Raw genomic sequence first — 26,216 nt, forward strand, 5'->3', positions numbered from 1 at the left:
ACCGGCCCTAGGGGGTCAGTCCCACCAGAAGTACCAGGTGTGGTCGCCGACGAGGTCCTTGGCGTAGGCCTGAAGGCCGCCCGAGCCCTGGGTGATGTTGTCCGGGCAGAAGGCGAAGTGTTCTGCGGCGAGGGCCTCGGCGTCGGTGAGGGTGGTGGGCGGGGCCGCGACGGACACGACCAGGGTGTCGAAGCCGAGGCCCACCACGCGTATCCCGAAGCGGTCCTCCCAGGAGCGGAGGATCGTGCAGAGACGGGCCACGTCGTTGTCGTAGTTCAGCGGGCCGGTCCACCCGATCGCCGCGGGGATGTCGGCGGACCGGCGGGCCGGTACCAGGGCGAGCCGCGGCTCCTTGAACCAGCTCTCGGTGCCCTCCGCCAGCGAGTCCGCGACCTGCGCCGCACGGGTGTCCGGGTCGGCGGTCGCGGAGCCGGCGGGCGCGAGGCCGGGCCACTCGAACCCGAACGGCTCGATCTCCTCCGCCAGTTCCTCCTCCGCGCTGTCCTCCCAGTACTCCGCGAGGAGCTCTTCGACGTCGTGATCACCCGGATACGACATCAACTCGGGCATCAACCGCCAGTCCACCGGCCCGCCCTGGGCCCCGCCCACGTCCACGAGCACCGGCAGCAGCCCGGCCCGAGCGGCCGGCGTGCCCAGCGCCTTCCACGTGCCGCCGGCGGCCGCCTTGTCCGCGTGCCACAGCAGCGGCTCGTGCCAGGGGCCGTCGTCCGTCACGTCGATCAGTCGGCCCGGCGGGAGCTGAAGCCCGAGGGTACGGCCGCTGGGGTCGGTGGCCAGCTTCGGCAGTGGGTTGGGAAGAGTCGCCATGACGCCGACTGTAAGGGACCCCACTGACAACGCCGTTGGCCCTGTACACCGACGATCGCTACCGGAGGATCAACCGGGCCCCCTCCGGTGCGTCCTCGACCCGATAGCGGGCAGCCAGCTCGGCCAAGGGCTCCCCGACGCACTCGCCCGGCACCGTCAGTTCGGCGAGCTTGCGGTCGGCGCAGGGCACCAGACGCACACCGAGCCGGTCGTCCCCCTCCGCCACGATCTCCGCCAGCGCGATGATGTGTCCGTCCTCGTCGAATGCCGCCTGTACGCGCATGGTTGTACCGTCCGTTCCGTTCAGGGGGTGACGAGGACCATCGAGAAGAAGAAGTCGGAGTTCCCGGTCGCCCGGAGCGTCAGGCCCCCGTACGGCGGAACGGGGTCGTCGCTGTCCGTGAACGCGTACTCGGACACGTACTCCAGGGTGGCTTTCGTGTCGCTGAAGGAGATCTGGTTCACGCACGGCCGGATCCAGGAGCCGGCGGCCACGGTCTTGCGGAAGTCGTAGGCGAAGCCGCTCTGTTGCCCGTTGGCCAGGAACAACTCGCCGCTGTACTTGATCTCCAGCCCTGCCATGAAGCGCCGCCTCCCGAAATCCCGCGTCCTGTCCCGGAGTTCCCGGCAACAGGGTGGGGCGGCACGGTGGAGGCGGTGAAGGGCCGGTGCGCGGAGGTCACCCATATGGCCCTGGATGTTGGGGCGGGTGGGACCCGGGTGACAGGGCTGGATCGGTCAGACGAGCGTCGTGATGCAGAACGGGTGGCCGGCGGGGTCGAGCAGAACCCGCCACCGGTCGGGAGCCGGCTGGAACTCGGGCTTGGTGGCGCCCAGGTCGAGCAGCCGCTTCTCGGCGATGTCCAGGTCGTCCACGCCCAGTTCGATGTGCGCCTGCTTCTCCTGGGCCGGGTCCGGCCAGGTCGGCGGGCGGTAGTCGGCCAGGCGGTTGAAGCCGAGGCCGGCCGCGCCCTGCCGGCCGAGCAGGACGAAGTCGTCGGTGGAGAAGAGGGCCGGGAAGCCGAGCAACTCGCCGTAGAAGCGGGCCATTTCGGCGGGGTCGGCGCAGTCGAAGGTGACGGCGGCGTAGCGGAACGCGGGTGCGGAAGTGGTGTCCGTGCTCATGGGGACGACGTTAGGACATGACCAGGACAGTTCCGGTCCTGGTTGTGCCACACTTCTGCGTGTGATCAGCGCCTCCGCCCGCCTGCTGCGGCTGCTGTCCCTGCTGTCCTCCCGGCCGTCCTGGACCTGCGCCGAACTGGCCGAGCGCATGGAGGTCACCGACCGCACGGTCCGCCGGGACATCGCCCGGCTCCGGGAACTCGGCTACACCGTCGACTCCGACGCCGGCCCCTGGGGCGGATACCGCCTCCGCGCCGGATCCCGGGTGCCCCCGCTCATCCTCGATGACGAGGAAGCGCTGGCCGTGGCGGTCGGGCTGCGCGAGGCGGCCCTGAGCGACGCGCTCGGCGGAGACCAGGCGGCCCTGTCCGCACTGCTGAAGCTGCGTCAGGTGCTGCCCCGGCGGATCGCGGACCGCCTGGGGGAGATGGACGACGCCTTCGTACGCCTCCCCGGAGCCGACGGGGCGCAGATCAGGCCCGGCCTGCTGCTGGAGCTGGCAGCCGCGTGCCGGCGAGGGGAGCGGGCCCGGCTGTCGTACACCGACGGGGAGGGACGAACCACGGCCCGGGACGTCGACCCGTACCGCCTCGTCCACACCGGACGGCGCTGGTACTTCGTCGCGCGGGACGTGACCCGAGGGCAGTGGCGGACGTTCCGGGCCGACCGGGTCGACCGCCTCCAGTCCACCGGACGGCCGGTGCAGATCACCGACCCACCCGACCCGGCACTGCTGGTCTCCCGCAACATCGCGAACGGCCCCTACCCCCTGTCCGCGACCATCCGCCTCCCCCTCCCCGTGGAGGAGGCGCTACGGATCATCCCGGCAACGGTCGGCACCCACCGCCCCGACGGCCCGGACGCGACCCTGGTCGACATCGGCGGCCCCGACCCGGACGGCCTGGCCCGCTACCTCCTGGGCCTGGGGACGCCCCTACGGGTCCTCGCCCCGAACGAGGTACGACAGGCCCTGCTGTGCCGTACCCGGGAACTGCTCCGGGAGAACGACGACGGCCCGCCCTCGTAGTGAGGGCGGGCCGTCCCGGTACGGCTTCGTCAGAGCTTCTCAGGCGTCCTGATGCCCAGCAGCGCCATGCCCCGGTGCAGCGTGCGGGCCGTGACGTCGCACAGGAAGAGGCGGTTCTCCACCTGCTCCGGCGTCTCAGCCTTCAGCACCGGGCACTTGTCGTAGAACGACGTGTACAGGGACGCCAGCTGGTACAGGTACGCCGCCAGCTTGTGCGGGGCGTACTCCGACGCCGCCTCCGCCACCGTCTCCGCGAAGGCGTCGACGTGCAGGCCGAGGGCGCGCTCGGCCTGAGCCAGCGCCAGCTCCGGGTGGGCCGCCGGGCGGACCTCGCCCGCCTTGCGGAGGATGGACTGGATACGGGCGTACGCGTACTGGAGGTAGACGGACGTGTCGCCGTTCAGCGAGACCATCTGGTCCAGGTCGAACTTGTAGTCCCGGATCGCCGACGTGGACAGGTCCGCGTACTTCACCGCACCGATGCCCACCTGGGCACCCCGCTCGGCGATCTCCTCCTCGGACAGGTCCTGGGCCTTCTCCCGGACCACGGCCGACGCGCGCTCGATCGCCTCGTCCAGCAGGTCGACCAGGCGGACCGTCTCGCCCTCACGCGTCTTGAACGGCTTGCCGTCCTTGCCAAGGACCGTGCCGAAGGCCAGCTGGAAGGCCTTGACGTCGTCGTTCAGCCAGCCCGCCCGCCGCGCGGTCTCGAAGACCATCTTGAAGTGCAGGCCCTGACGGGCGTCCACCACGTACAGGAGCGTGTTCGCCTTCAGGTTGAAGACGCGGTCACGGATCGCCGACAGGTCGGTCGCCGCATAGCCGTAGCCGCCGTCCGACTTCTGCACGATCAGCGGGACCGGATTGCCGTCCGGGCCCTTGACGTCCTCGAAGAAGACGCACAGGGCGCCCTCGGAGCGGACCGCGACGCCCGACTCCTCCAGCAGGCGGCAGGTCTCGGCCAGCATGTCGTTGTAGCCGGACTCGCCGACGATGTCGGGGTCCCGGATCTCCATGTCCAGCTTCTCGAAGACCGAGAAGAAGTAGATCTTCGACTCGTCCACGAACTTCTGCCACATGGCGAGCGTGTGCGGGTCGCCGGACTGGAGGTCCACCACCCGGCGCCGGGCCCGCGTCTTGAACTCCTCGTCGGAGTCGAACAGCTTGCGCGCGGCCTTGTAGAGGCGGTCGAGGTTCGACATCGCCTCCTCACCGGTCACCTGGGCAGCCTTGTGGTCCAGCTCGTGCGGGTGCTCGTCCAGGTATTGGATGAGCATGCCGAACTGGGTGCCCCAGTCGCCGATGTGGTGCCTGCGGACCACGTTCTCACCGGTGAACTCGAGGAGCTGGACGGCCGAGTCGCCGATGACCGCGGAGCGCAGGTGGCCTACGTGCATCTCCTTCGCCACGTTCGGCTGCGCGTAGTCGATCACCGTCGTGCCCGGGTTCGCGGCGGACGGCACGCCGAGGCGGCCCGTCTCGTCCGCGTACCGCGCGGCCAGGTTCTCGGTGATCGCCTTGTCCGTGATCGTGATGTTCAGGAAGCCGGGGCCGGAGACCTCGACCTCCTTGATCACGTCACCGGTCACCACCTGGGAGACGACCTGGGTGGCCAGCTCCCGCGGGTTCGCCTTCGCCTTCTTGGCGAGCGCCAGGATCCCGTTGGCCTGGAAGTCGGCCCGGTCGCTTCGTCGCAGCAGCGGGTCGGCACCGGCGGCCTCCGGCACAGTGGCCGAGAGGGCGGACGCGAGCTGCTGCTGGACGGAGTCGCTGAGGGACGTGACCGAGGCCATAGGAAGGGGTGCCGTTCTCCTCGTGGGGATGGATAGACCCGGCCAGTATCCCACGGGGGGTAAAGCGAATTTTCCCGTCCGTGAGTGAACGCGGGCGAGGGGCGCGCCGTCCAACGCGTTGAAAAGGCGTTTTCGTGGTTGTGGTCCCAACTGGGACAATGGAGCGTCAGCCGTGTGACCGTACCGGCTGCCCATGGAGAAAGAAGGACGTGCCGATCGTGGCTCAGAGCACCGAGACCACCGACTGGGTCTCCCGTTTCGCGGATGACGTCATCGAAGAGTCGGAGCGCCGGGCCCCGGGCAAACCGGTCGTGGTCGCGTCCGGCCTGTCCCCCTCCGGCCCCATCCACCTGGGCAACCTCCGCGAGGTCATGACCCCGCACCTGGTCGCCGACGAGGTCCGCCGGCGCGGGTACCAGGTCCGGCACCTGATCTCGTGGGACGACTACGACCGGTACCGCAAGGTCCCGGCCGGAATCGCCGGCATCGACGAGTCGTGGGCCGAGCACATCGGCAAGCCGCTGACCTCCGTCCCGGCCCCGAAGGGCTCCGCGTACCCGAACTGGGCCGAGCACTTCAAGGCCGCGATGATCGAGTCGCTCGCCGAGCTCGGCGTGGAGTTCGACGGGATCAGCCAGACCGCGCAGTACACCTCCGGCGTCTACCGCGAGCAGATCCTGCACGCCATGAAGCACCGCGGTGACATCGACGCGATCCTCGCCCAGTACCGGACCAAGCCGAAGGCCAAGAAGCCCCAGCAGAAGGCCGTGGACGAGGCCGAGCTGGAGGCCGAGGAGGGCTCGGGCGCCGCGGCCGAGGACGACGGCAGCTCCGGCTCCGCCGGGTACTTCCCGTACAAGCCGTACTGCGGCAACTGCGACAAGGACCTGACGACCGTCATCTCCTACGACGACGACACCACCGAGCTGGCGTACACCTGCACCGCCTGCGGTTTCGCCGAGACCGTCCGGCTCAGCGAGTTCAACCGCGGCAAGCTGGTCTGGAAGGTCGACTGGCCGATGCGCTGGGCGTACGAAGGCGTCGTCTTCGAGCCCAGCGGTGTCGACCACTCGTCTCCGGGGTCCAGCTTCCAGGTCGGCGGGCAGATCGTCGGCATCTTCGGCGGCAAGCAGCCCATCGGCCCGATGTACGCCTTCGTGGGCATCTCCGGGATGGCGAAGATGTCGTCCTCGCGCGGTGGCGTACCCACCCCGGCCGACGCGCTGAAGATCATGGAGCCGCAGATCCTGCGCTGGCTCTACGCCCGCCGCAGGCCCAACCAGTCCTTCAAGATCGCCTTCGACCAGGAGATCCAGCGCCTCTACGACGAGTGGGACAAGCTGGCGGGGAAGGTCGCCGACGGCTCCGCGCTCCCGGCGGACGTGGCCGCGTACACGCGCGCCGTCGGCACCGCCGCCGCCGAGCTGCCGAAGACGTCACGTCCGCTGCCCTACCGCACGCTCGCGTCCGTCGCCGACATCACCGCCGGGCACGAGGACCAGGCCCTGCGCATCCTCTCCGAGCTGGACCCGGAGCAGCCGCTCTCCTCGCTGGACGAGGCGCGGCCCCGCTACGACAAGGCGGAGGCGTGGATCAACACCCACGTCCCCGCCGACCAGCGCACCATCGTGCGCGAGGAGCCCGACGCCGACCTGCTGAAGTCCCTCGACGAGGCGTCCCAGCAGTCGGTACGGCTGCTGCTCGACGGGCTCGCCGAGCACTGGTCCCTCGACGGGCTGACCCACCTCGTGTACGGCGTGCCCAAGGTGCAGGCCGGCTTCCCGGCCGACGCGACGCCCAAGGAGCTGCCGCCGGAGATCAAGACGGCTCAGCGGACCTTCTTCGCCCTGCTGTACCACCTGCTGGTCGGGCGGGACACCGGGCCGCGGCTGCCCACGCTGCTGCTCGCCGTGGGGCAGGAGCGGGTACGAGCCCTGCTCGGGGAGTAAGCCGTAGAAAAAGCAGAAAAAAAGAGGGGCCCTCAGCAGAGGGCCCCTCTTTTTGCCTGCTTTATGCGATGTGGTCGTCCTGCAGTTCCGCCGAGTGGCGGCTGGTGAAGCGGTTGACCATGCGCTCGGCCTCACGCTGCGGCAGGGAGATGCCGTACGTCGCCTCCACGTCGCCGCGGAACTGGCCGGCGGTCGGGTAGCTGCCGTCTATCGACTGGCGGAAGACCTGGTAGTAGGCCTCCTCGTCCGGCTCCACCGGCGCAGTGCCGCCGCCCTCGCCGAGCTCGCGGGTGCGGTTCGGGCCCACCGGAATGGGAAAGCTGCCCGTGTCCTCCGGGGAGGGCTGCTGGAACTGCTCCGGCGGCTGCTCCTCGTACCACTCCTCGTACTGTTCCTCAGGGACGTACTGAGGGTCCGGGGGCGGCTCGTAGGTGGGGTCGTAGCCGCCGTGGTAGTCGATCTCGCGCGGGGCCTGGAACCAGGGACTCTCGTCCTCGGCCTGGGCGTTCTGCGGTTCCCCGGTGCGCTGGCCGGGCAACTGGGGGCGCTGCTCGCCGATAGGCGCGCTCTTCTGCGGCACGGGAGCCGCCCCAGCGGTACGACTGACCGCAGCCACCGGCGGTATGAGCACCGGCTCTATCCCCGCCGCCGCCAAGCCCGCCGGAGCCGTCTCCGCCAGGGGGACGCCGTAGCGGGCCAGCCGCAGCGGCATCAGGGACTCCACCGGGGCCTTGCGGCGCCAGGCCCGGCCGAAACGGGCGTGCAGCCTCGCCTGGTAGACGAGACGTTCCTGCTCCAGCTTGATCACCTGGTCGTAGGAGCGCAGCTCCCACAGCTTCATACGACGCCACAGCAGGAACGTGGGGAGCGGGGAGAGCAGCCAGCGCGTCAGCCGGACGCCCTCCATGTGCTTGTCGGCAGTGATGTCCGCGATACGGCCGATGGCATGCCGGGCCGCCTCGACGGCGACCACGAACAGAATCGGGATCACCGCGTGCATGCCCACACCCAGCGGATCCGGCCAGGCGGCGGCCCCGTTGAAGGCGATCGTCGCCGCCGTCAGGAGCCAGGCCGTCTGACGCAGCAGCGGGAACGGGATGCGGATCCAGGTCAGGAGCAGGTCGAGGGCGAGGAGGACACAGATGCCTGCGTCGATGCCGACCGGGAACACATAGGAGAAGTTCCCGAAGCCCTTCTTGATGGCCAGCGCTCGGACGGCCGCGTACGAACCGGCGAAGCCGATACCGGCGATGATCAATGCGCCGGACACGACCACGCCGATGAGTATGCGGTGCATCCGAGTCAGCTGCAGTGGCGCGGCCACTCGTACTCCCCTCCCCTTGCGTGTTGTTGCGCGCAACAGGGTGGCACACGTGTACGGCGAACGTGGACCCGGTCGGCCCTTCTCAGTTCTTCTTCGTGGCCGACTTGGACGGAGAAGCGCTGGAGGACGGGGACTTGGACGCAGACTTGGAAGGGGAAGCCGGGGCCGTCGTGGACGAACCGGACGACGAACCCCCGCCGTTGGCAGCCGAGACCGACGCAACCGCCTCCTTGACAGCCTTCTCCGCAGCCTTGGTCAGGTCGTCGGCGCTCGGCGTCTTCTCGCCCGCGAGACCGGCGCCGTTGTAGTCGAGCGTGATGACGACGTTCTCGACCCGGGCGACCACCGTCTGCTGCTTGAAGGTCCCCTCCTTCTTCTTCAGGTCGTAACGCACCGCCGTCGCCTCTTCACCCGCGCCCGCGACCGGCTCCGACTTGGCGTTCTTCGCACCGGACACCGCCTGGGCATCCTTGACCTGCTGGGCGTAGTACGCATGCGCCTGCTCGTTGCCGGAACCGCGGCTGGTGTCCGAGTCGAAGCGCAGCAGGGAGACGTTCAGCCAGCGGAACTGGGAGCCCTTGACGCCGTTGTTGTCCAGGCTGCTCCAGGAGCAGGAGGAACGGGTCTTGACGTCGTCGGAGCTGCCCTGCTTGCCCGAGGTGTCCTTCGGGACCAGGTCGGACAGCGTCTTCTTCGACACCACCGCGCACGGCTCGGGAAGCTTCTGGTACGCGGCCGCCTGGACCGTCGGGGACGCACTGGCCGAGGGCTGCTGCGACGACGAGCTGCCGCCGGCGGTCTGCTGGGCGCCGGCGCCACCCTTGTCCTTGGAGTCGCCGCTGTCCGACGAGCAGGCGGCGGTGATCAGGACCGCGGGAACGGCTGCCGCGCAGACAAGAGCGCGGCGCAGGCGCTCGGCTCGCTGGCTTCGCTGGGCACGGTCGTCTCGCTGAGCTGCTCGCTGCATGGTTCCTTCACTCGTGACGCTCGGTGTTCGTTCGGGTTCCTGCGGGGCCACGGTACGCGGTGAAGGAGCTGTGCGGTTTCCGTTCACACGCTTTGCGGGTGGCGGCCGAAGGGGCCTCGGCGGGTGTCAGCCGTTGAGCGCGTCGGCCAGTTGGGAGGCCAGATTACGGGCCCTGTCCTGCAATTCCTTGCTGTCCGGGACCGTTCCGGTGGCCATCGGCTGCTCCTCGTACTCGATGGTGACGACGACGTTCGACGTGCGGAAGACCACAGTCACCGTGCGCTGTTGCGCCGTCGAACCGGAGGAGTCGAGCTGGTCGTCCAGATACGCCTCGTCACCGAGATCGGTCAGGACGCGGGGCTGGAGATCGGCCGGGGTGGCACCCGAGGCGGAGCCGGAGGGCGAGTCGGAGGGCGAGTCGGACGGGGAGCCCGAGGCGGTGGCCGACGAGGTCGGCGAGGCCGCTGAGGCGGAGGGGGACGCCGTGCCGCTCGCCGTGGCCGTGGGGGTGGGCGTGGCCGTGGTGGCGCTCGGCTCGGGGAGGTCGGCGGCCGTCTCCATCCCCTGGAACAGCTTCGTCGCCTGATCGTCGTCGCTGACCGTGTTGTCGTACGACACCACGCGCTCGAAGTCGACCGAGAGGCGGTCGGTGGCGTCGGCGGACTCCACCTTCCAGCGGCAGCCCACCTTGCGGTCGGTGTTGTAGGTGAGCGCGGCGTCGCCCTGGTAGGCCTTGTCCCGCTGGTCCGGGTCGGCGATCTGCTTGATGCCCGGCAGCAGGGAGTCGAGCGTGTCGTGGTCGACCGCGCCGCAGGGCTCGGGGAGGCTGCGGTACTTGCCGGGCTGGGCCGCCACCGTCGCCGTACCGGCGTCGCCCGGGTTGGCGTTGTCCGTCGGGCCGTCGCCCCCGGACCCGCTCGTGCAGCCCGCCAACAGCGCCGCGAGGAGGGCGGCGGTGCCGGTTACGTACGCCTTCCGCTGCACGGTCGGGCTCCTCTCGACGGTGTGCGCTCGCTCGGTGCTTCAGTGTCCCCGCTGGTTATTCGCTTGCCGCGGCGGGGCGACCCCTGGAGACAATGTGTATCGCACGCACTGCTGTGGACGCCGGTCCTCTGTCCCTTTTCATAGACCTTGGCACCGCTTTTGCGTTTTGTTGCTCTTAAGCCTTTTGTTGTTGTTTCCGGGGGAATGAGGAAGACATGTCGTACGTAGAGATGCCGGGCGCGAAGGTCCCGATCCGCCTGTGGACCGACCCCGCGACGGTGGAGGACGTGGCCCTGCACCAGCTCCAGAACGTGGCCACCCTCCCGTGGATCAAGGGCCTGGCGGTCATGCCGGACGTCCACTACGGGAAGGGTGCGACGGTCGGGTCGGTCATCGCCATGCAGGGGGCTGTATGCCCTGCGGCGGTGGGCGTCGACATCGGCTGCGGGATGTCGGCGGTGAAGACGTCACTGACGGCGAATGATCTTCCGGGGGATCTGTCGCGACTGCGGTCGAAGATCGAGCAGGCTATTCCGGTGGGGCGAGGGATGCATGAGGATCCCGTCGAGCCGGGGGACTTCCATGGGCTGGCTACGGCTGGGTGGGAGGACTTCTGGGGGCGGTTCGACGGGGTTGCCGAAGCGGTGCACTTTCGTAAGGGCCGGGCAATTGGGCAAATAGGGACACTTGGGTCAGGCAACCACTTTATTGAAGTTTGTACGAGTGTGGATGGTTCAGTCTGGCTCATGCTCCACTCCGGCTCCCGCAATATCGGCAAGGAACTCGCCGAGCACCACATCGGCGTGGCTCAGAAGCTCCCGCACAACCAGGGCCTGGTCGACCGCGACCTCGCTGTGTTCGTCGCAGACACCCCGCAGATGGCGACCTACCGCAATGACCTCTTCTGGGCGCAGGAGTACGCCAAGTACAACCGCACGCTGATGATGGCGCTGCTGAAGGACGTGATCCGCAAGGAGTTCAAGAAGGCCAAGCCGACGTTCGAGCCGGAGATCTCCTGCCACCACAACTACGTGGCGGAGGAGCGGTACGAGGGTATGGACCTGCTGGTCACCCGTAAGGGAGCGATCCGGGCCGGCTCCGGCGAGTACGGGATCATCCCGGGTTCGATGGGCACGGGTTCGTACATTGTGAAGGGCCTCGGGAACGAGAAGGCCTTCAACTCCGCTTCGCACGGCGCGGGTCGGCGGATGAGCCGTAACGCGGCCAAGAAGCGCTTCTCGACCAAGGATCTGGAGGAGCAGACCCGGGGCGTGGAGTGCCGCAAGGACTCCGGCGTCGTGGACGAGATCCCGGGCGCCTACAAGTCCATCGACCAGGTCATCGACCAGCAGCGGGACTTGGTGCAGGTCGTGGCGAAGCTGAAGCAGGTCGTCTGCGTGAAGGGCTGACGAAAGAGACCCCCGGCCTTTGGGCCGGGGGTCTCTTTTGCTTGGTTGCTCACTTCGCGTGCCGTACCGCGTAGATCATCACGAACGCCACGAAGTGGATGCCGAAGAGGAAGTAGGCGAGGAAGTACCAGACCTGGCGTTCGTTCTTCGTTTCCTGCTCCAGGCGGCGCTTCTCCAGGCGGCGCTCCTCCAGGGGGTCCTCGTCCGCCATCACAGCTCCCGGTGCACCTTGGTGTTGGAGGCCTGGGCGCGGGGGCGCAGGACCAGGAGGTCGACGTTGACGTGGCTGGGGCGGGTGACCGCCCAGGTGATCGTCTCTGCGACGTCGTCGGCGGTGAGGGGTTCGGCCACGCCCGCGTAGACCTTCTCGGCCTTGTCGGTGTCGCCGCCGAAGCGGGTCAGGGCGAATTCGTCGGTCTTGACCATGCCGGGGGCGATCTCGATGACGCGGACCGGTCGGCCGACGATCTCCAGGCGGAGGGTCTCGGCGAGGACGTGGGTGCCGTGCTTGGCGGCTACGTAGCCTCCGCCGCCCTCGTACGTGCCGTGGCCGGCGGTGGAGGAGACCACGACCACCACGCCGTCGCCGCTCGCCTCCAGCTTCGGCAGCAGGGCCTGGGTGACGTTGAGGGTGCCGAGGACGTTCGTCTCGTACATCGTGCGCCAGTCGGCCGGGTCGCCGGTGGCCACCGGGTCGGCGCCGAGGGCTCCGCCGGCGTTGTTGACCAGGACGCCGATCGTCTTGAAGGCCGTTGCGAACTCGTCGACGGCCGCGCGGTCCGTCACGTCCAGCTGGTAAGCCGTCGCCGAGTGGCCCGCCGTGCCGAGTTCCTCGGCCAGGGCCTCGATGCGGTCCTTGCGGCGGGCGGTGAGGACGACGCGGTAGCCGGCCGCGGCGAGCCGGCGGGCCGTGGCGGCGCCGATGCCGCTGCTCGCACCCGTGACGACGGCGATGCGGGAGGCGGCGGACGGGGCGGCGGTGGCCATGGGCTGCTCCTGGGCGAGAGGGGTGGGCGCTGCGTCCAGGGTAGGTGAGCCTCAGGTGCCGTTCCTCGGCGCCCACATGATCACGGCCATGCCGGCGAGGCAGATCAGGGCTCCGGTGATGTCCCAGCGGTCGGGGCGGTAGCCGTCGGCGATCACGCCCCACAGGATCGAGCCGGCCACGAAGATCCCGCCGTAGGCGGCCAGGATGCGGCCGAAGTGGGCGTCCGGCTGGAAGGTGGCGATGAAGCCGTACGCGCCGAGGGAGAGGACGCCGCCGACCGCCCACAGCCAGCCGCGGTGCTCGCGTACGCCCTGCCAGATCAGCCAGGCGCCGCCGATCTCGAACAGGGCGGCGACGACGAACAGGGCGGCGGAGCGGAGGACCGGCATGGGGGCAGCTTCGCACGCGGGGGTGGTGTCACCTGTTGGAGGGCGCCTGGCGGTCGGCTCGCGTGGCATACATCCGTACGGCATACGGACGGAAGGCGGAGGCGGATGAGGTCGTGGGTGCTGGGTGTGTGCTGTGCCGTGGTGGTGGCAGCGGGCGGGGCCGGGCCGGCCGGGGCCGCTCCCGTGCCCGAGGCCGATCTGGTTTTTCATGGGAGCGCCGTGATGGACGGGGACCGGGTGGAGGTCCGGCTGACGCCGGGCGACAACGGGCCTTCGGCCGTGCCGGACGCGAGTGTGCTGCTGCGCTGGTCGGTGCCGTTGGCCGAGGCGCAGCGGCTGCCGGCCGGGTGTGCGCGGACGGACGAGCGGACGGTGGTGTGCGGGACCGGGCCGCTGGCCGTGGACGAGGCGGGGGAGCAGATCAAGGTGGCGGTGCGGCTGAAGGAGAAGCCGGCGGAGGTGACGCTGGAGGTGGACACCGCCTGGAACGGGGGCGTGGCGGACAAGAACCGCGCGAACGACCAGCTGAAGGTGCTGGTCCTGGGCACCGGGGACGCGTACGCCTTCTGAGGTGCCGGGAGCGTCGTACGATCTCTGCACCACGCAGACGAAGGGGAGTGCGGCATGGCCGGGAAGGGGACCGGGCGGTCCGGGCTGCTGGCGGAGCTGTCCGTGGTGTCCCGGCGGTACATGGCTTCGTACGCCTTGTTCAATCAGGCGGTCGCCGACCGGATCGGGCTGCATCCCACCGACTTGCAGTGTCTGAACCTGCTCACGCTGGAGGAGGAGCCGGTCACCACGGGCCGGGTCGCGGAGCTGACGGGGCTGACGACGGGGTCGGCGACGCGGCTGGTGGACCGGCTGGAGCGGGCCGGGTATGTCGTACGGCGGCGTGATGCGGTGGACCGGCGGCGGGTGCTGGTGGCGACCGTGCCGGAGAAGATCGCCGAGTTCGGCCGGATGTGGGACTCGCTGGCCGGTGACTGGTCGCGGATCTTCGATGAGCTGGACGACGCCGAGCTGGCCGTGATCGTCCGCCACATGGAGCGCACGGTGGAGTTCGGCGGGGAGCAGATCGCCCGGTTGCGGGAGGGGCGGGTCTAGGCCGGTCTGGGCCTGGTCCGAGGGCCGGGTCTAGGCGGGGTTCTCCCGGTCGTACGCCTCGCGGGCTGTCCGTACCTCCTCGAAGTGGGTTTCCGCCCAGTCCTTCACCGCGGTGAGCAGGCCGGCGAGGCTGCGGCCGAGCGGGGTGAGTTCGTAGTCGACCCGGACCGGGACGGACGGGGTGACGGTGCGGGAGACGATGCCGTCGCGTTCGAGGGTGCGCACGGTCTGGGTGAGCATTTTGGGGCTGACTCCGGGGATCCGGCGGCCGAGGTCGCTGTAGCGCTCGGGGCCGGTGGAGAGCGCGGCGATGACCAGGCTGACCCACTTGTCGCTGAGGCGGCCGAGGAGCTGGTGGCTCGGGCAGCTCCTGAGGAAGGCGTCGTAGTCGATACGGGCCTGCTCGCGGCGCTGGGCCGCGGTCTTGGTCGCCATGGGCTCTCCTCGGGGTCTCCTACGCACTTTCAGGTAACTGCTTACTGAAAGATAGTGCCTCTCCCTAGGGTTGTCACTGCGGCCGGGAAAGCGTCCTGGGTCCGTCAAGTGACTTGTGTTCTGGGAGAGTTGACATGCGTGCTGCTGTGGTGACGACGTTCGGCGGTCCGGAGGCCGTGGAGATCGTGGACGTGGAGGTGCCCGAGCCGGGGGCTGGGCAGGTGCGGATCAAGGTGGCTGCCGGTGCGGTGAACCCGGTGGACCTGGCGGTGCGGGCCGGTTTCTTCGGTGGTGCGGGCAAGGTGATCGGGCTCGGCTGGGATGTCGCCGGGACGGTGGACGCGGTCGGGGTGGCCGCCGCTTGGCAGGTCGGTGACGAGGTGGTCGCGCTGGTGCCGGGGGTGGCCGATCCGCTGGGCGCGCACGCCGAGTACGTCGTCGTGCCGACGGATGCGGTGGCCAAGGGGCCGGCCACGGTGGACGCGGTGCACGCCGGCACCCTGCCGCTGAACGGGCTGACCGCGGTCCAGGCCCTCGGTCTGCTGGATCTGACGCCGGGTTCCTCGCTGCTGGTCACGGGGGCCGCGGGTGCGGTCGGCGGGTTCGCCGTCCAGCTGGCCGCGCACCGGGGGATCGCGGTGACCGGGCACGCCCGGGCCGGTGACGAGGAGCTGGTGCGGTCCCTGGGGGCGACGGGCTTCACGGCCGAGGGGGTCGCGCCGGGGAGTGTGGACGCGGTGCTGGATGCGGCGGTGCTCGGCGAGCCGGCTCTGGAGTGGGTGCGGGACGGGGGCGCGTACGTCGGTGTCATGCCGGGCCGGCACCCCGAGTCGGTGCGCGGGGTGCGGACGGACTCCGTCTCGGTGCGTGCGGACGGGGCCGGGCTGGCGGAGCTGGCGGGGCTGGTGGACGAGGGGGTGCTGAGCCTGCGGGTGGCCGAGACGTACGGCCTGGCGGAGGCGGCGAAGGCGCATGCGCGGCTGGCCGAGGGCGGGGTGCGCGGGCGGCTGGTGCTGGTGCCCTGAGGGGGGAATGCCGCCGGGTGGGTGACCGTTGGACGGGTATGGTTGAACGGTCAACAACCTGGAGGGTGAGTGACCATGCAGTTCGGGATCTTCACGGTCGGCGACGTCACGCCGGACCCCACCACGGGGCGTACGCCGACCGAGCGCGAGCGGATCAAGGCCATGGTTGCCATCGCGCTCAAGGCCGAGGAGGTCGGCCTCGACGTGTTCGCCACCGGTGAGCACCACAACCCGCCGTTCGTGCCGTCGTCCCCGACCACGATGCTCGGCTACATAGCGGCGCGCACCGAGAAGCTGGTCCTCTCCACCTCCACCACCCTGATCACCACCAACGACCCGGTGAAGATCGCGGAGGACTTCGCGATGCTCCAGCACCTGGCCGACGGGCGGGTGGACCTGATGATGGGGCGCGGCAACACCGGGCCGGTGTATCCGTGGTTCGGGCAGGACATCCGGCAGGGCATCAACCTGGCCCTCGAGAACTACGCCCTTCTCCACCGGCTGTGGCGTGAGGACGTCGTCGACTGGGAGGGGAAGTTCCGCACACCGCTGCAGGGCTTCACCTCCACGCCCCGGCCGCTGGACGGGGTCGCGCCGTTCGTCTGGCACGGGTCGATCCGCTCGCCGGAGATCGCCGAGCAGGCCGCGTACTACGGCGACGGCTTCTTCCACAACAACATCTTCTGGCCCGCCGACCACACCCGGCGGATGGTCGAGCTGTACCGGTCCCGGTACGCCCACCACGGGCACGGCACGCCCGAGCAGGCGATCGTGGGGCTGGGCGGCCAGGTGTTCATGCGCCGCAACTCGCAGGACGCGGTACGTGAGTTCCGGCCGTACTTCGACAACGCGCCGGTGTACGGGCACGGACCCTCACTGGAGGAGTTCACCGCGCAGACCCCGCTGACGGTCGGCTCCCCGCAGCAGGTGATCGAGAAGACGCTGGGCTTTCGCGAGTACGCCGGTGACTACCAGCGCCAGCTGTTCCTGATGGACCACGCGGGGCTGCCGCTGAAGACCGTGCTGGAGCAGATCGACATGCTCGGCGAGGAGGTCGTGCCGGTGCTGCGCAAGGAGTTCGCGAAGGGCCGTCCGGCGGATGTGCCGGAGGCGCCGACCCACACTGGGTTGCTGGCCGCGTCGAAGGCTTAGTGCTGGCTTAGTGCGTTTCCCACCCGCCCACCCTGTCTCGGTAGGCCGCCTGGGTGCCGTCTCGGTTCGGTGGGCCAGTCCGTGGGCGGCGCACGGTGAGAAGACGGTAGGCCGGTGCTCCCGGTTGCCTGTGTGACGGTGAGAGGGCGGTAAAAAGGGTGATCGTAGGTCCATCCGGCCCGGGCCAACTGCCGGAGGCCTTGGCAGACTGGGGGACGTGCCCCAGACTGTGCTGCTCGCCGAAGACGATCGTGCCATCCGTCATGCCCTGGAGCGTGCCCTGAGCCTGGAGGGGTATGAGGTCACGGCGGTCGCCGACGGCGTGGAAGCGCTGGCGCAGGCCCACAAGAACCCGCCGGACGTCCTCCTGCTCGACGTCATGATGCCAGGCATCGACGGGCTCCAGGTCTGCCGGGTGCTGCGTGCCGAGGGCGACCGTACCCCGATCCTCATGCTCACCGCCCTCGTGGAGACCGCCGACCGCATCGCGGGCCTGGACGCCGGTGCCGATGACTACGTGGTCAAGCCGTTCGACGTCGAGGAGGTCTTCGCCCGGCTGCGGGCGCTGCTCAGGCGGACCAGCCCGGTGCCCGCGGGCAGTGGCAGCGGGGTCTTGGGCGGCGACGGCGGGCGGGACGTACAGGTCTCCGACCGGCAGGTGGAGGCCGCGGGGATTCGTATGGACCTCCAGGCCCGGCGGGCCTGGCGCGGCAAGCGTGAGCTGGAGCTGACCCGCACCGAGTTCGAGCTGCTGGAGCTGCTGGTGCGCAACGCCGGCATCGTGCTCGACCACTCCACCATCTACGACCGCATCTGGGGCTACGACTTCGGCCCCGGCTCCAAGAACCTCGCCGTCTACGTCGGCTACCTGCGCCGCAAGCTGGACGAGCCCGGTGCTCCGCAGCTGATCCACACCGTGCGGGGCGTGGGTTACGTGCTGCGGGAGGACTAGTGCTGCGCCGGTGGCGGCTGCCGGGCGGGCCCCGGCCCAGGCTGGTCTCCCTGCGCACCACCTTCGTGGTGTCCTTCGCGGCCGTCACCGCCGCTGTCACGATCCTCGTCGGCATCCTGTCGTACGGCTCCGCCGCGCGTCTGGTCCGGGTCGACCAGCAGTCGGTGTTCACGCAGGTCGTGCAGGACGTGCGGGACGAGGTGCGGACGCATGAGATGGTCCCGGACGACTTCTCCTCCTCCCGTCCGGGGCACGATCTGGTCCGGCCCGCCCGGACCGATGTGCAGGTGCTCGGGGCGCAGGGGCAGATCATCGACCACGGCAGTCCGGTGCTGCCCGTCACCGCCCGGGACAAGGCCGTGGCGCGCGCGCAGGCGGCCGGCAAGGTGGTCCAGCACAAGGACGTCCGGGTCGACCAGGACCTGTTCCGCATCGCCACCGTCTCGCTCGGCGACGGGAAGGGCGCCGTACAGGTCGCTCAGGAGTTCAGCGACACCGAGGATCTGCTGCGGGCCCTGCAGCAGCGGACGCTGATCCTGATGGCCGCCGTGGTGGTGGGCGCGGGGCTGTTCGGGTGGTGGCTGGCGCGCCGGATCACCCGGCGCCTGGTGATCCTCACCTCCGCCGCCGAGGACGTGGCCCGTACCCGGCAGCTGGGTATCGAGGTGCCCGTCACGGGGCTGGACGAGGTGGGCCGGCTCGGGCGTGCCTTCGACCGGATGCTGGGGCGGCTCGCGCAGTCGGAGGAGGACCAGCGGCGGCTGGTCCAGGACGCGGGGCACGAGCTGCGGACGCCTCTGACGTCGTTGCGTACGAACATCTCGCTGCTGCGGCGGATCGACGAGCTTCCCCCGGCGACTCGGGAGGAACTCGTCGCCGATCTCACGCAGGAGGCCCGCGAGCTGACCGATCTGGTCAACGAGCTGGTCGATCTCGCGGCCGGGCAGTCCGATACGGAGCCGCCGCAGCGGGTGGATCTCGCCGACATCGCCGAGGACGTGGTGGGGCTGGCCAAGCGGCGTACGGGGCGGGAGATCGTGCTGCGCACGAGCGGGGACACGAGTACCGACGGGCGGCCGGGGATGCTGCAGCGGGCGATCTCCAACCTGGTCGAGAACGCGGCGAAGTTCGACCGTGGCGGCAAGGCGCCGATCGAGATCAACATCAGTGGGCCGGTGCGGGCGGGGATGGTGCGGGTCGAGGTGCTCGACCGGGGGCCCGGTATCGCCGAGGGGGATCTCATCCGGATCTTCGACCGGTTCTACCGGGCTGCCGATGCGCGGTCGCTGCCGGGGTCGGGGCTCGGCCTGTCGATCGTGCGGGAGGTGGCCATGGCGCATGGTGGGGCGCCGTTCGCCTTCCGGCGGGAGGGGGGCGGGGCGGTCATCGGGTTCACGGTGGGTGGGGGCTGAGGGCTTGCGTTTCCCACCCGCACCACCCGCACCACCCGCACCACCTGTGCGGGTTTCGTCGTCGGGTGCGGGTGGCCCCCGCGGGGCTTGATCGCCGTCGGCGGCTTGCGGTGCGTGCGACGCCTGCGCCGATGCCAACGGCCGGGCCATCCGGCTCCGGGAGCGCGAGGCACCCTGCAGGAGCGGACTGCGGCTGTACACCGTCCCCGGGATTCCGACGTGTAGTGCGGTCCCGGGGACGTGCGGGTGGTGCGCAGCCGTTGGTGCTCAGCGTGCTGCGGTCGGCCGGGGGACGTCCTGGGTGGTCGCCTGCCTGCGGCGGGTGAAGGCCGGCAGGGTGGGCGGGGTGAGGAAGCCCTCCGCGCGGGCGCTGGCCAGGCCGATGCGGGGGATGTCGCTGCTCTTGGCGAAGAGGAGGAAGCGGGGCTCCCAGACCGGGCGGTACTTGGCGTTGGCGCGGTACAGGGACTCGATCTGCCACCAGCGTGAGAAGAAGGTGAGGATCGAGCGCCACAGACGCAGCACCGGGCCGGCGCCGAGGCGGGAGCCGCGCTCGAAGACCGAGCGGAACATGGCGAAGTTCAGCGACACCCGTCGTACATCCAGCTTCCCGGCCTGGAGCAGCAGCTCCACGACCATGTACTCCATCAGGCCGTTCTCGCAGGCGCGGTCGCGGCGCATCAGGTCCAGGGAGAGGCCGTGCTCGCCCCAGGGGACGAAGCTGAGCAGGGCGCGCGGCACATCGTCCGCGTCCCGGCACTCCAGCATCATGCAGCGGCCGTCGCCGGAGTCTCCGAGGCGGCCCAGGGCCATGGAGAAGCCGCGCTCGGTGGTGCCGTCGCGCCACTGGTCGGCGCGGTCGATGAGCAGGGCCATCTCCTCGTCGGGGATGTCCTCGTGGCGGCGGATGCGGACCGTGTAGCCGGCTCGGCGGACACGGTTGTGAGCCTGGCGGACGACGCGCATCGCCCGGCCGTCGAGGGTGAAGTCGGCGAGGTCGACGATCGCCTCGTCGCCGAGTTCCAGGGCGTCCAGGCCGTGGCGGGCGTAGATCGTGCCCGCTTCCTCGCTCGCGCCCATGACGGCCGGGGTCCAGGCGTGGCGGCGGGCCTCCGCCAGCCAGGCGTCGATGGCGCCGGGCCAGGCCTCGGGGTCGCCGATGGGGTCGCCGGAGGCCAGGCTGACGCCGCCGATGACGCGGTAGGCGACGGCCGCCTTGCCGCTGGGGGAGAAGATGACGGCCTTGTCGCGGCGCAGCGCGAAGTAGCCGAGCGAGTCGCGTTCGCCGTGCTTGTCGAGGAGGCTGCGGAGCTGGTGCTCGTCCTCCTCGCCGAGCAGGCACTCGCCGCGCGGGGAGCGGAAGCAGGCGTACAGCACCAGGAGGAAGGTCGCCGCGATCAGGATGTTGACGACGATGTCGGCCCAGCGGGGGGCGTGGACGGCGGCCACGCGGTCGGCGAGCGGGCCGACGCTGACGCCGCGCAGCAGGGTGTAGGCGATCTCGTCCTTGAGGGTGGCGCCGGGGAGCTTGTTCGTCGCGTGCACCAGGAACGTGCCGAGGGTGCCGCTGATCAGTGCACCGCCCGCGCCGACGCCGAGCGCGAGGCGCGGGTTGGAACGGTCGCCGATGGCTTCGAACTCACGTCGGCCGATCAGCAGGGCCGCCACGAACAGGCCGGTGAGGGCCGCGGAGAGCCAGTTGAAGACGTGCTCGCGGTACGGGTCGCGGGTGAGCGCGAGGGCGTAGAGGCAGAACAGGGGGCCGGCCAGGAGGAGGTTGAAGACCCACGCGGCCCGCTTGCGGCGGCGCATCACCACCGCGAGGAACAGGGCGAGCGCCGCCGAGACGAGGCCCGCGGTGGCCAGGTACGGCGTGAAGAACTCGCCCGCGTTGTGCTCGTGCACCTCCTCGCGGAACGGCAGCGAGAGGACGGCGACGATGTTGAACAGGGCCTGCAGCCGCAGGTACCAGACGGTGGCCGCCGCCGCGCGCCCGCGCAGCCGGTCGTTGCCGGCGGGCAGAGAGGGGATGCTGAGGCGGGGCCCCCGCTGAGCGGGAACCTGTGGGGAGATCGGGCTCGACTGTCGTGCGGGCATGGTGACGGGCACCTTGGGAGAGGGGACGGGGCAACGCTGACCCTACAGCTCGTAGGGTAGCGTGGGCACGGGCTTGCACATACCCGGCGCACAGGGTCTCATCCCGAACCCTGGGGGCGGCGCCGGGCGGCCGCCAGCAGCCAGGCCAGGTTGCCCGCCGCCGCCCCGGCCGCCACCGCGGCGACGATCACCCCACCGGTCGCGAGGCCGTCGCTGAACAGATGCGGGCGCCGGTCGAGGCTGTGCAGCCCGAAGCCGCACAGCTCGTAGACGCCGACGGCGGCGATGATCAGGCTGACGGCCAGCAGGGTCAGTGTCGGGGCGAGACTGCGCAGGCCGAGGTCCGCCGATGGGCTCGGTTCCGTTTCCGTGTCCTGCATGGTGTCCCCCGATGAACAGACGTGTGGCCGTTGGCGGTTGGGAACCTACATTACGTAGGGTCGGGTTAGGGTCGGTGCCGTGCGGATCTACATCAGCGTGGACATGGAAGGCATCACCGGGCTCGTGGACGCGGATGACGTCCAGCCCGGCGGGCGGGACTACGAGCGGGGCCGCTCCATGATGGCCGAGGACGTGAACGCGGCCGTACGAGGCGCGCTGGCGGCCGGCGCGACGGACATCCTCGTGAACGACGCCCACGGCCCGATGCGCAACCTGCTGCCCGAGGCGCTGCACCCGGCCGCCCGACTGGTCCGCGGCAAGCCCAAGCAGATGGGCATGCTGGAGGGGCTCGGCCCCGAGTACGACGCCGCGCTGTGCGTCGGCTACCACTCCCGGGCCGGTGCCCTCGGCGTGCTCAGCCACAGCTTCATGGGCCACGAGATCGAGGACATCTGGCTGGACGGCCGCCCCGTCGGGGAGATCGGCCTCGCCCACGCCACCGCCGCGGCCCTCGGCGTCCCCGTGGTGGCCCTCACGGGTGACGACGCGGCGTGCGCGGAGATGACGGCGTGGGACGCGTCGGTCGTCACCGTCCCCGTGAAGTACGCCCACGACCGCTTCGCGGCCCGGCTGCGGCCGGCGGGCGAGGCGCGCGAGGCCATCGAGGAGGAGGTCGCGCGGGCCCTTTCCGTGCCGCCCGCGCGCCCGTCGGCCCCCGCCGCCGAGGCCACCCTCGCCGTCCGCTGGCAGTCCGCCTCGGTCCCGGCGACCCTGCTCGGCATACCCGGCGTGACGGCTGAAGACAGCCGCACGGTCCGGTCGACGGGCCCGCTTCCGGCGCTGTACCGGCTGTTCGGGGTATGGATGCGGGTGGCGGCCTCCCTCACCGACCAGCGGCCGTACTGCTAGGGCCTGGCCGCACGAGTGGGGGACCCTCATGCGCGGGGGGGGCACCCCCATGACCCCGCTCACCGGCGCCGATCAGGCGCCGCGTATGTCCTCCGGCCTGATCCGCCGGACAGGCCCTGGAGCAGCCGCCACGCCTCAGCCGTCTTCGCCGGTGGGTGGCTGTGTGGTGCGGCGGGCGTAGGCGCGGGCCGCGCGGGCGCGGTCGCCGCAGCGGGTGGAGCACCAGTGGCGGCGGCCGTGCCGGAGCAGGTAGCGGTTGCAGGGGGTGGAGCCGCAGGCGGTGAGGCGGTCGGCGTCGGGGCCGGTGAGCAGGTCGGCGGCGTCGGCGGCGAGGGTCGCCAGGGCGTGCTCGACGATCTGCGTGGTGGGGTGGGAGGCCGCCCGGTACAGGCCGTGCTCGGGATGCCAGTGCAGCAGGGCGGCCGCGGGGGCGCGGGTGAGCGCGTCGTTGAGGGCGTTCAGAGCGCCGGCCGGGGCGGGGTGGCCGCCGACCCGGGAGGCGAGCAGGGAGCGGGTCTCCTCGCGCAGGGACCGGAGCCGGGCCGCGCAGGTCTCCTGGAGGTCCGCGTCGGCCGGGGCCAGGCCGTGTTCCACGAGCCAGCGGTTCGCCGCCGCGGGCGTACCGAGCAGGTCGATGAAGTGGCCGCCGGGCAGGGCGACGGCACTGTTGGCGAGGTCGAGGGCCGGGTACTGCTCCGCGCCCGGCGCCGGCGGCGGCGCCTGCTCGTCTCTCACGCTCCCAGTCATGAATCTCATGGTACGGCTTGCGCGCATCCGTGAGGAACGACTAACGTCACTTCACGGATAGATAATCAGTCATCCGTGAGACGATCCCGTGAGGTGCTCATCATGGCCGCTGCCGGTCCGACCCCCGACACCACGAGCGAGCAGATACCCGTCCGCGTCCTCGGCGGCCCGACCGTCCTCATCGAGTACGGCGGACTCCGCTTCCTCACCGACCCGACCTTCGACGCCCCCGGCGACTACCCCGCGCCCAGCGGCCGGGTCCTGACCAAGACCGCCCCGCCCCGGACCAGCCCCGCCGAACTGGGCCCCGTCGACGTCGTCCTGCTCTCCCACGACCAGCACGCCGACAACCTCGACCACTTGGGCCGCGCCCTGCTCGCCGACGTGCCGCACACCTTCACCACGGCGAGCGCCGCGGGCCGCCTCGGCGGCGCCACCCGGGCCCTCGCCCCCTGGGAGTCCGTCGAACTGCCCCGCCCCGACGGCGGCACCGTCACCGTCACCGGCGCGCCCGGCCTGCACGGCCCCAAGGGCTCCGAGCCGATCGTGGGCGAGGTCATGGGCTTCGTCCTGACCTCCGCCGACCTGCCGAGCGTCTACGTCAGCGGCGACAACGCCTCCCTGGAGCTGGTCCAGGAGATCGCCGACCGGTACGCCCCCGTCGACACCGCCGTCCTCTTCGCCGGCGCACCCCGCCTGCCCGTCCTCGACAACGCCCTCCTCGTCCTCGACGGCGCCGGCACCGCGAGCGCCGCACGCCTCCTGGACGCCCGCCGCGTGGTCCCGGCCCACTGCGACAGCTGGGCTCACTTCACGGAGACCAGGGATGACGTGGTGACGGCGTTCACCGCGGCGGGGCTGGCCGACCGGCTGCAACTGGACTGAGCGGCGGGCGGCACCGTAGTACCGCAGAACGACCCGCACGCTCGCCGACGCCGGCGCCTACGCCACCGACACCGCGCCGGAACTCCTCGCCGGCATCCGCGCCGTCGCCCACGGCGACGCCGTGATCGCCCCCGCACTCACCCGGCGCCTCCTGGACGAGTTCACCCAGCACCTGCCGCGGCAGGCCGGCGACCCGGCCGAGGACGCCCGCCTGAACTCCCTCACCGACCGCGAACGCGAGATCCTCCTCGCCATCGGCAAGGGCTGGACCAACGGCGAGATCGCCGCCCGCTTCGTCCTGTCCGAGTCCACGGTCAAGACCCACGTGGGGCGAGTCCTCGCCAAGATCGGCGCACGCGACCGTATCCAGGCGGTGATCTTCGCCTACGACCTCGGGCTCGCCCGGCCGAACAGCGGCGGTCAGTAGCGCAGGGCCGAGCCGACGACCGCGCGCACCTCACCGCTCAGCTTCCGGTTGCTGCGGGCCGTGCCCTCGCCGGAGGCACCCGCGGCCACGTCCTTGACCGTCACCACGACCACGTCCTGCAGATTGCCGTCCTTGTCCGTGAAGTTGACCTGGACGGCGAAGGACCTGGCAGAACCGTCGGTGTTCTTGGCGGTCACCTTGACCGAGGCCCGACCGTCGCTGTCGGTGGTGACGCTGCCGAGCGACACGTCGTCCTTGGCCTTCACCCCGCCCTTGACCTCGTCCAGCTTGTGCCGGGCCTCCGCCGAGGCCGAGGCCAGCGCCTCGGACGCCTGGGAGGCCAGGGAAGAGGCGGCGGACGAGGCCGCCGAAGCGGCCTTGCTGGCGGTGCCGGACGGGCTGCCGGAGCCGCCGCACCCGGTGGCGCCGACCGCGACCACCACGGCCAGGACCGCGCCTGCCGTACCTCGTGTCCAGTGGCCTGCCATATGACGCCTCCAGCGATTCCCGAGCGGCTGTTCCTCTCAGTTCAGTGAAGGGGGTGCTGCCCTGGCCCGCATGCCGAGCGAGGTACCCGGGCGGCACGGGTACCCGAACGGGTTGCGCTCGCCAGGCGCCGAAGACGACACGGACGGATAGTGGTGCCGGTACGACGTTTCGACGGCCCTGCCCCGGTACAGGAGGCTCGATGCGCGTTTCACGGCCACTGGCCGCGCTCACCGGCATCGCGTTGCTCGGCATCGCGCTGACCGCCTGCCAGGACCAGGCGTCCGGAACGATCGTGGCGCGCAACGACGGCAGGTACGTGGAGACCTTCTCGAACCCGTCGATCCACGGATGCCACCGTTTCCGCCAGGACGTGACCCATGTCAACAACCACACGTTGAGCAGCATGCTTCTGTACACGACACCCGACTGCACCGTGCCGCCCGGCGGGGCAGGCATCTACCTGAACATGCAGTCGTCCGACGAGGTGGTCAGATCCACCGGCTTGTGGCGCAGCTTCACCTTCGCTCCCGAGTGACCCCGAGGACGTCGAGCATCGCCCGAGTGGCCGGGCTGGGGTTGAACCGGCTCCACGCCAGATACTCGATGCGATGCGGTCCGTCGACCACCGGGACCAGCGCCAGTCCGGGGTCGTCGGCGGCCAGCGGCCGGATGAACGCCGACGGCAGCAGCGCGATGCCGAGCCCGCGCGCGATCAGCCGGGTGATCAGCTCGACGACGCCGGCCTCGTACGCGACGTCGCGGACCAGTCCCGCGGCGGCGAACGCCTGATCGGACTGGGCCCGGGCGGGTGTCCCGGCCACGAAGTCCACGAACGTCTCCGCGGCGATCTCGTGCAGCGTGACCCGGGAGGCGCCCGCCAGCCGATGCCCGGCCTGCACCACGAGTACGTGCTGGTCGTGATCGAGTACGACGGTTTCCACGCCGGACGGCCGTTCGCTCTCCGGCAGGCCGAGAAAAGCGATGTCGAGGTCGCCGCTGCGGACCGCCGCCGCCAGTTCGTCGCTGCGTCCGGAACGGAGGGCGACGCGGACGTCCGGGTGCTGGGCGCGGTACCGCTGGAGCAGTTCGGGTACGTCGACGGCGGCCGTGGTCACGATCACGCCGACAGCGAGCCGGCCGCGCACCACGCCGGTCGCGGCGGCGGCGTCGGCGGCCGCGCGGTCGGCAGCGGCCAGGCACTCGCGCGCGCCGGCGAGAAACGCCGCCCCTGCACTGGTCAGCTCGACCCGGCGGCTGGACCGGGCGAACAGCTTGACCCCGAGCTCCCGTTCCAGGCTCGCGATCCGGTGACTGAGTGACGACTGCACCACGAAACAGCGCTCCGCCGCACGCGTGAAGTTGCGGGTTTCGGCGACGGCGACGACGTAACGCATCTGCTGGAGATCCACGCGTCAATC

The 26,216-nt window shown here is 70.7% G+C and carries 29 protein-coding genes and 1 pseudogene; 13 read left to right on the plus strand and 17 right to left on the minus strand.

Translation table 11 applies throughout. From position 1 onward, the window contains the following. Nucleotides 1-15: 15 nt before the first annotated feature. The 4 genes from AQI88_RS09605 to AQI88_RS09620 all read right to left on the minus strand — a co-directional run bounded on the left by AQI88_RS09605 (nt 16) and on the right by AQI88_RS09620 (nt 1,953). On the minus strand, nt 16-828 hold the full coding sequence (locus AQI88_RS09605; RefSeq protein ID WP_066995147.1) for a DUF4253 domain-containing protein: 813 nt from the start codon (nt 826-828) through the stop codon (nt 16-18). Between the two features lie 58 nt (nt 829-886). Then, on the minus strand, nt 887-1,111 hold the full coding sequence (locus tag AQI88_RS09610; RefSeq protein ID WP_066995150.1) for a hypothetical protein: 225 nt from the start codon (nt 1,109-1,111) through the stop codon (nt 887-889). 20 nt (nt 1,112-1,131) lie between these two features. Next, on the minus strand, nt 1,132-1,410 hold the full coding sequence (locus AQI88_RS09615; protein WP_066995153.1) for a hypothetical protein: 279 nt from the start codon (nt 1,408-1,410) through the stop codon (nt 1,132-1,134). 156 nt (nt 1,411-1,566) lie between these two features. Beyond that, nucleotides 1,567-1,953: a VOC family protein gene (locus AQI88_RS09620; RefSeq protein ID WP_066995156.1), complete on the minus strand. Its 387-nt coding sequence runs from the start codon at nt 1,951-1,953 to the stop codon at nt 1,567-1,569. Between the two features lie 61 nt (nt 1,954-2,014). Here AQI88_RS09620 and AQI88_RS09625 point away from each other — a divergent pair, with 61 nt between their 5' ends. Then, on the plus strand, nt 2,015-2,980 hold the full coding sequence (locus AQI88_RS09625) for a helix-turn-helix transcriptional regulator (RefSeq protein ID WP_066995158.1): 966 nt from the start codon (nt 2,015-2,017) through the stop codon (nt 2,978-2,980). 29 nt (nt 2,981-3,009) lie between these two features. Here the strand turns inward: AQI88_RS09625 and argS are convergent, their stop codons facing one another. Continuing rightward, nucleotides 3,010-4,773: an arginine--tRNA ligase gene (gene argS, locus AQI88_RS09630; RefSeq protein ID WP_066995161.1), complete on the minus strand. Its 1,764-nt coding sequence runs from the start codon at nt 4,771-4,773 to the stop codon at nt 3,010-3,012. A gap of 209 nt (nt 4,774-4,982) precedes the next feature. On the opposite strand from argS, the gene lysS reads away from it, so the two are divergent. Beyond that, on the plus strand, nt 4,983-6,722 hold the full coding sequence (gene lysS / locus AQI88_RS09635; RefSeq protein ID WP_066995164.1) for a lysine--tRNA ligase: 1,740 nt from the start codon (nt 4,983-4,985) through the stop codon (nt 6,720-6,722). A gap of 61 nt (nt 6,723-6,783) precedes the next feature. Here the strand turns inward: lysS and AQI88_RS09640 are convergent, their stop codons facing one another. The 3 genes from AQI88_RS09640 to AQI88_RS09650 form a co-directional block, all read right to left on the minus strand. Beyond that, complete coding sequence (locus AQI88_RS09640) at nt 6,784-8,019, minus strand: DUF2637 domain-containing protein (RefSeq protein WP_208615748.1); 1,236 nt, start codon at nt 8,017-8,019, stop codon at nt 6,784-6,786. A 109-nt stretch (nt 8,020-8,128) separates the two neighbouring features. After that, nucleotides 8,129-9,013, minus strand: coding sequence for a DUF3558 family protein (locus AQI88_RS09645; RefSeq protein ID WP_107118519.1), 885 nt, complete (start codon nt 9,011-9,013; stop codon nt 8,129-8,131). Between the two features lie 126 nt (nt 9,014-9,139). After that, on the minus strand, nt 9,140-9,997 hold the full coding sequence (locus tag AQI88_RS09650; RefSeq protein WP_066995167.1) for a hypothetical protein: 858 nt from the start codon (nt 9,995-9,997) through the stop codon (nt 9,140-9,142). Nucleotides 9,998-10,212: 215 nt separating this feature from the next. On the opposite strand from AQI88_RS09650, the gene AQI88_RS09655 reads away from it, so the two are divergent. Beyond that, nucleotides 10,213-11,406 carry an RtcB family protein gene (locus tag AQI88_RS09655; protein ID WP_066995170.1) on the plus strand — a complete coding sequence of 398 codons (1,194 nt, stop codon included), beginning with the start codon at nt 10,213-10,215 and terminating at the stop codon, nt 11,404-11,406. A 49-nt stretch (nt 11,407-11,455) separates the two neighbouring features. Here the strand turns inward: AQI88_RS09655 and AQI88_RS46565 are convergent, their stop codons facing one another. From AQI88_RS46565 to AQI88_RS09665, 3 genes are read right to left on the minus strand one after another with little or no spacing between them, the layout of a single operon-like run. Next, entirely contained in the window at nt 11,456-11,617 is a 162-nt protein-coding gene (locus AQI88_RS46565) for a hypothetical protein (RefSeq protein ID WP_167357452.1), read from the minus strand. Continuing rightward, a complete protein-coding gene (locus tag AQI88_RS09660) occupies nt 11,617-12,393 on the minus strand; it encodes an SDR family NAD(P)-dependent oxidoreductase (protein WP_066995173.1) in 777 nt (258 codons plus the stop codon). Before AQI88_RS09660 ends, AQI88_RS46565 begins: the two co-directional genes overlap by 1 nt. A 51-nt stretch (nt 12,394-12,444) precedes the next feature. Next, nucleotides 12,445-12,783, minus strand: coding sequence for a YnfA family protein (locus tag AQI88_RS09665; RefSeq protein ID WP_066995176.1), 339 nt, complete (start codon nt 12,781-12,783; stop codon nt 12,445-12,447). 105 nt (nt 12,784-12,888) lie between these two features. Here AQI88_RS09665 and AQI88_RS09670 point away from each other — a divergent pair, with 105 nt between their 5' ends. Both AQI88_RS09670 and AQI88_RS09675 read left to right on the plus strand, forming a co-directional pair. Continuing rightward, nucleotides 12,889-13,353 (plus strand): hypothetical protein, encoded by a 465-nt coding sequence (locus AQI88_RS09670; protein WP_066995192.1) that lies wholly within the window; start codon nt 12,889-12,891, stop codon nt 13,351-13,353. Nucleotides 13,354-13,407: 54 nt separating this feature from the next. Continuing rightward, nucleotides 13,408-13,887, plus strand: coding sequence for a MarR family winged helix-turn-helix transcriptional regulator (locus tag AQI88_RS09675; RefSeq protein WP_066995195.1), 480 nt, complete (start codon nt 13,408-13,410; stop codon nt 13,885-13,887). A gap of 30 nt (nt 13,888-13,917) precedes the next feature. Here the strand turns inward: AQI88_RS09675 and AQI88_RS09680 are convergent, their stop codons facing one another. Beyond that, nucleotides 13,918-14,322 (minus strand): winged helix-turn-helix transcriptional regulator, encoded by a 405-nt coding sequence (locus tag AQI88_RS09680; RefSeq protein ID WP_066995198.1) that lies wholly within the window; start codon nt 14,320-14,322, stop codon nt 13,918-13,920. Between the two features lie 134 nt (nt 14,323-14,456). On the opposite strand from AQI88_RS09680, the gene AQI88_RS09685 reads away from it, so the two are divergent. The 4 genes from AQI88_RS09685 (at nt 14,457) to AQI88_RS09700 (ending at nt 18,863) form a co-directional block, all read left to right on the plus strand. Then, nucleotides 14,457-15,347: an NADP-dependent oxidoreductase gene (locus AQI88_RS09685; protein WP_066995202.1), complete on the plus strand. Its 891-nt coding sequence runs from the start codon at nt 14,457-14,459 to the stop codon at nt 15,345-15,347. Nucleotides 15,348-15,422: 75 nt separating this feature from the next. After that, nucleotides 15,423-16,499 carry an LLM class flavin-dependent oxidoreductase gene (locus AQI88_RS09690; RefSeq protein ID WP_066996049.1) on the plus strand — a complete coding sequence of 359 codons (1,077 nt, stop codon included), beginning with the start codon at nt 15,423-15,425 and terminating at the stop codon, nt 16,497-16,499. 217 nt (nt 16,500-16,716) lie between these two features. Next, nucleotides 16,717-17,451, plus strand: a complete 735-nt coding sequence (locus AQI88_RS09695; protein ID WP_079057495.1) for a response regulator transcription factor — start codon at nt 16,717-16,719, stop codon at nt 17,449-17,451. Next, a complete protein-coding gene (locus AQI88_RS09700) occupies nt 17,451-18,863 on the plus strand; it encodes a sensor histidine kinase (protein WP_066995208.1) in 1,413 nt (470 codons plus the stop codon). The genes AQI88_RS09695 and AQI88_RS09700 overlap by 1 nt, the downstream gene beginning before the upstream one ends. A gap of 267 nt (nt 18,864-19,130) precedes the next feature. Here the strand turns inward: AQI88_RS09700 and AQI88_RS09705 are convergent, their stop codons facing one another. Further along, the gene (locus AQI88_RS09705; RefSeq protein ID WP_066995211.1) at nt 19,131-20,960 is read right to left on the minus strand and encodes a phosphatidylglycerol lysyltransferase domain-containing protein; all 1,830 of its coding nucleotides are present in this window, start codon (nt 20,958-20,960) and stop codon (nt 19,131-19,133) included. Nucleotides 20,961-21,058: 98 nt separating this feature from the next. Next, nucleotides 21,059-21,340, minus strand: a complete 282-nt coding sequence (locus AQI88_RS09710; RefSeq protein WP_066995214.1) for a hypothetical protein — start codon at nt 21,338-21,340, stop codon at nt 21,059-21,061. 79 nt (nt 21,341-21,419) lie between these two features. Between AQI88_RS09710 and AQI88_RS09715 the strand changes: the two genes are divergently transcribed. Then, the gene (locus AQI88_RS09715; protein ID WP_066995218.1) at nt 21,420-22,250 is read left to right on the plus strand and encodes a M55 family metallopeptidase; all 831 of its coding nucleotides are present in this window, start codon (nt 21,420-21,422) and stop codon (nt 22,248-22,250) included. 135 nt (nt 22,251-22,385) lie between these two features. Here AQI88_RS09715 and AQI88_RS09720 read toward each other — a convergent pair whose 3' ends face one another. After that, nucleotides 22,386-22,997 (minus strand): CGNR zinc finger domain-containing protein, encoded by a 612-nt coding sequence (locus tag AQI88_RS09720; protein WP_066995221.1) that lies wholly within the window; start codon nt 22,995-22,997, stop codon nt 22,386-22,388. Nucleotides 22,998-23,099: 102 nt separating this feature from the next. Here AQI88_RS09720 and AQI88_RS09725 point away from each other — a divergent pair, with 102 nt between their 5' ends. Together AQI88_RS09725 and AQI88_RS09730 are read left to right on the plus strand one after the other, a co-directional pair. Further along, entirely contained in the window at nt 23,100-23,882 is a 783-nt protein-coding gene (locus tag AQI88_RS09725; protein ID WP_066996052.1) for an MBL fold metallo-hydrolase, read from the plus strand. A 73-nt stretch (nt 23,883-23,955) separates the two neighbouring features. After that, a pseudogene (locus AQI88_RS09730) lies at nt 23,956-24,309 on the plus strand (response regulator transcription factor); the annotation flags it as partial. On the opposite strand, the gene AQI88_RS09735 reads toward AQI88_RS09730, so the two are convergent. After that, entirely contained in the window at nt 24,303-24,797 is a 495-nt protein-coding gene (locus AQI88_RS09735) for a hypothetical protein (protein WP_066995223.1), read from the minus strand. The pseudogene AQI88_RS09730 and the gene AQI88_RS09735 sit on opposite strands and share 7 nt — an antisense overlap. A gap of 200 nt (nt 24,798-24,997) precedes the next feature. Between AQI88_RS09735 and AQI88_RS09740 the strand changes: the two genes are divergently transcribed. Further along, nucleotides 24,998-25,333 carry a hypothetical protein gene (locus AQI88_RS09740; RefSeq protein WP_066995226.1) on the plus strand — a complete coding sequence of 112 codons (336 nt, stop codon included), beginning with the start codon at nt 24,998-25,000 and terminating at the stop codon, nt 25,331-25,333. Here AQI88_RS09740 and AQI88_RS09745 read toward each other — a convergent pair. Beyond that, on the minus strand, nt 25,314-26,207 hold the full coding sequence (locus tag AQI88_RS09745; RefSeq protein ID WP_066995229.1) for a LysR family transcriptional regulator: 894 nt from the start codon (nt 26,205-26,207) through the stop codon (nt 25,314-25,316). The genes AQI88_RS09740 and AQI88_RS09745 overlap by 20 nt on opposite strands. Nucleotides 26,208-26,216: the final 9 nt, after the last annotated feature.

The sequence above is a fragment of the Streptomyces cellostaticus genome, from assembly GCF_001513965.1.
Taxonomy (GTDB): Bacteria; Actinomycetota; Actinomycetes; order Streptomycetales; family Streptomycetaceae; genus Streptomyces; species Streptomyces cellostaticus.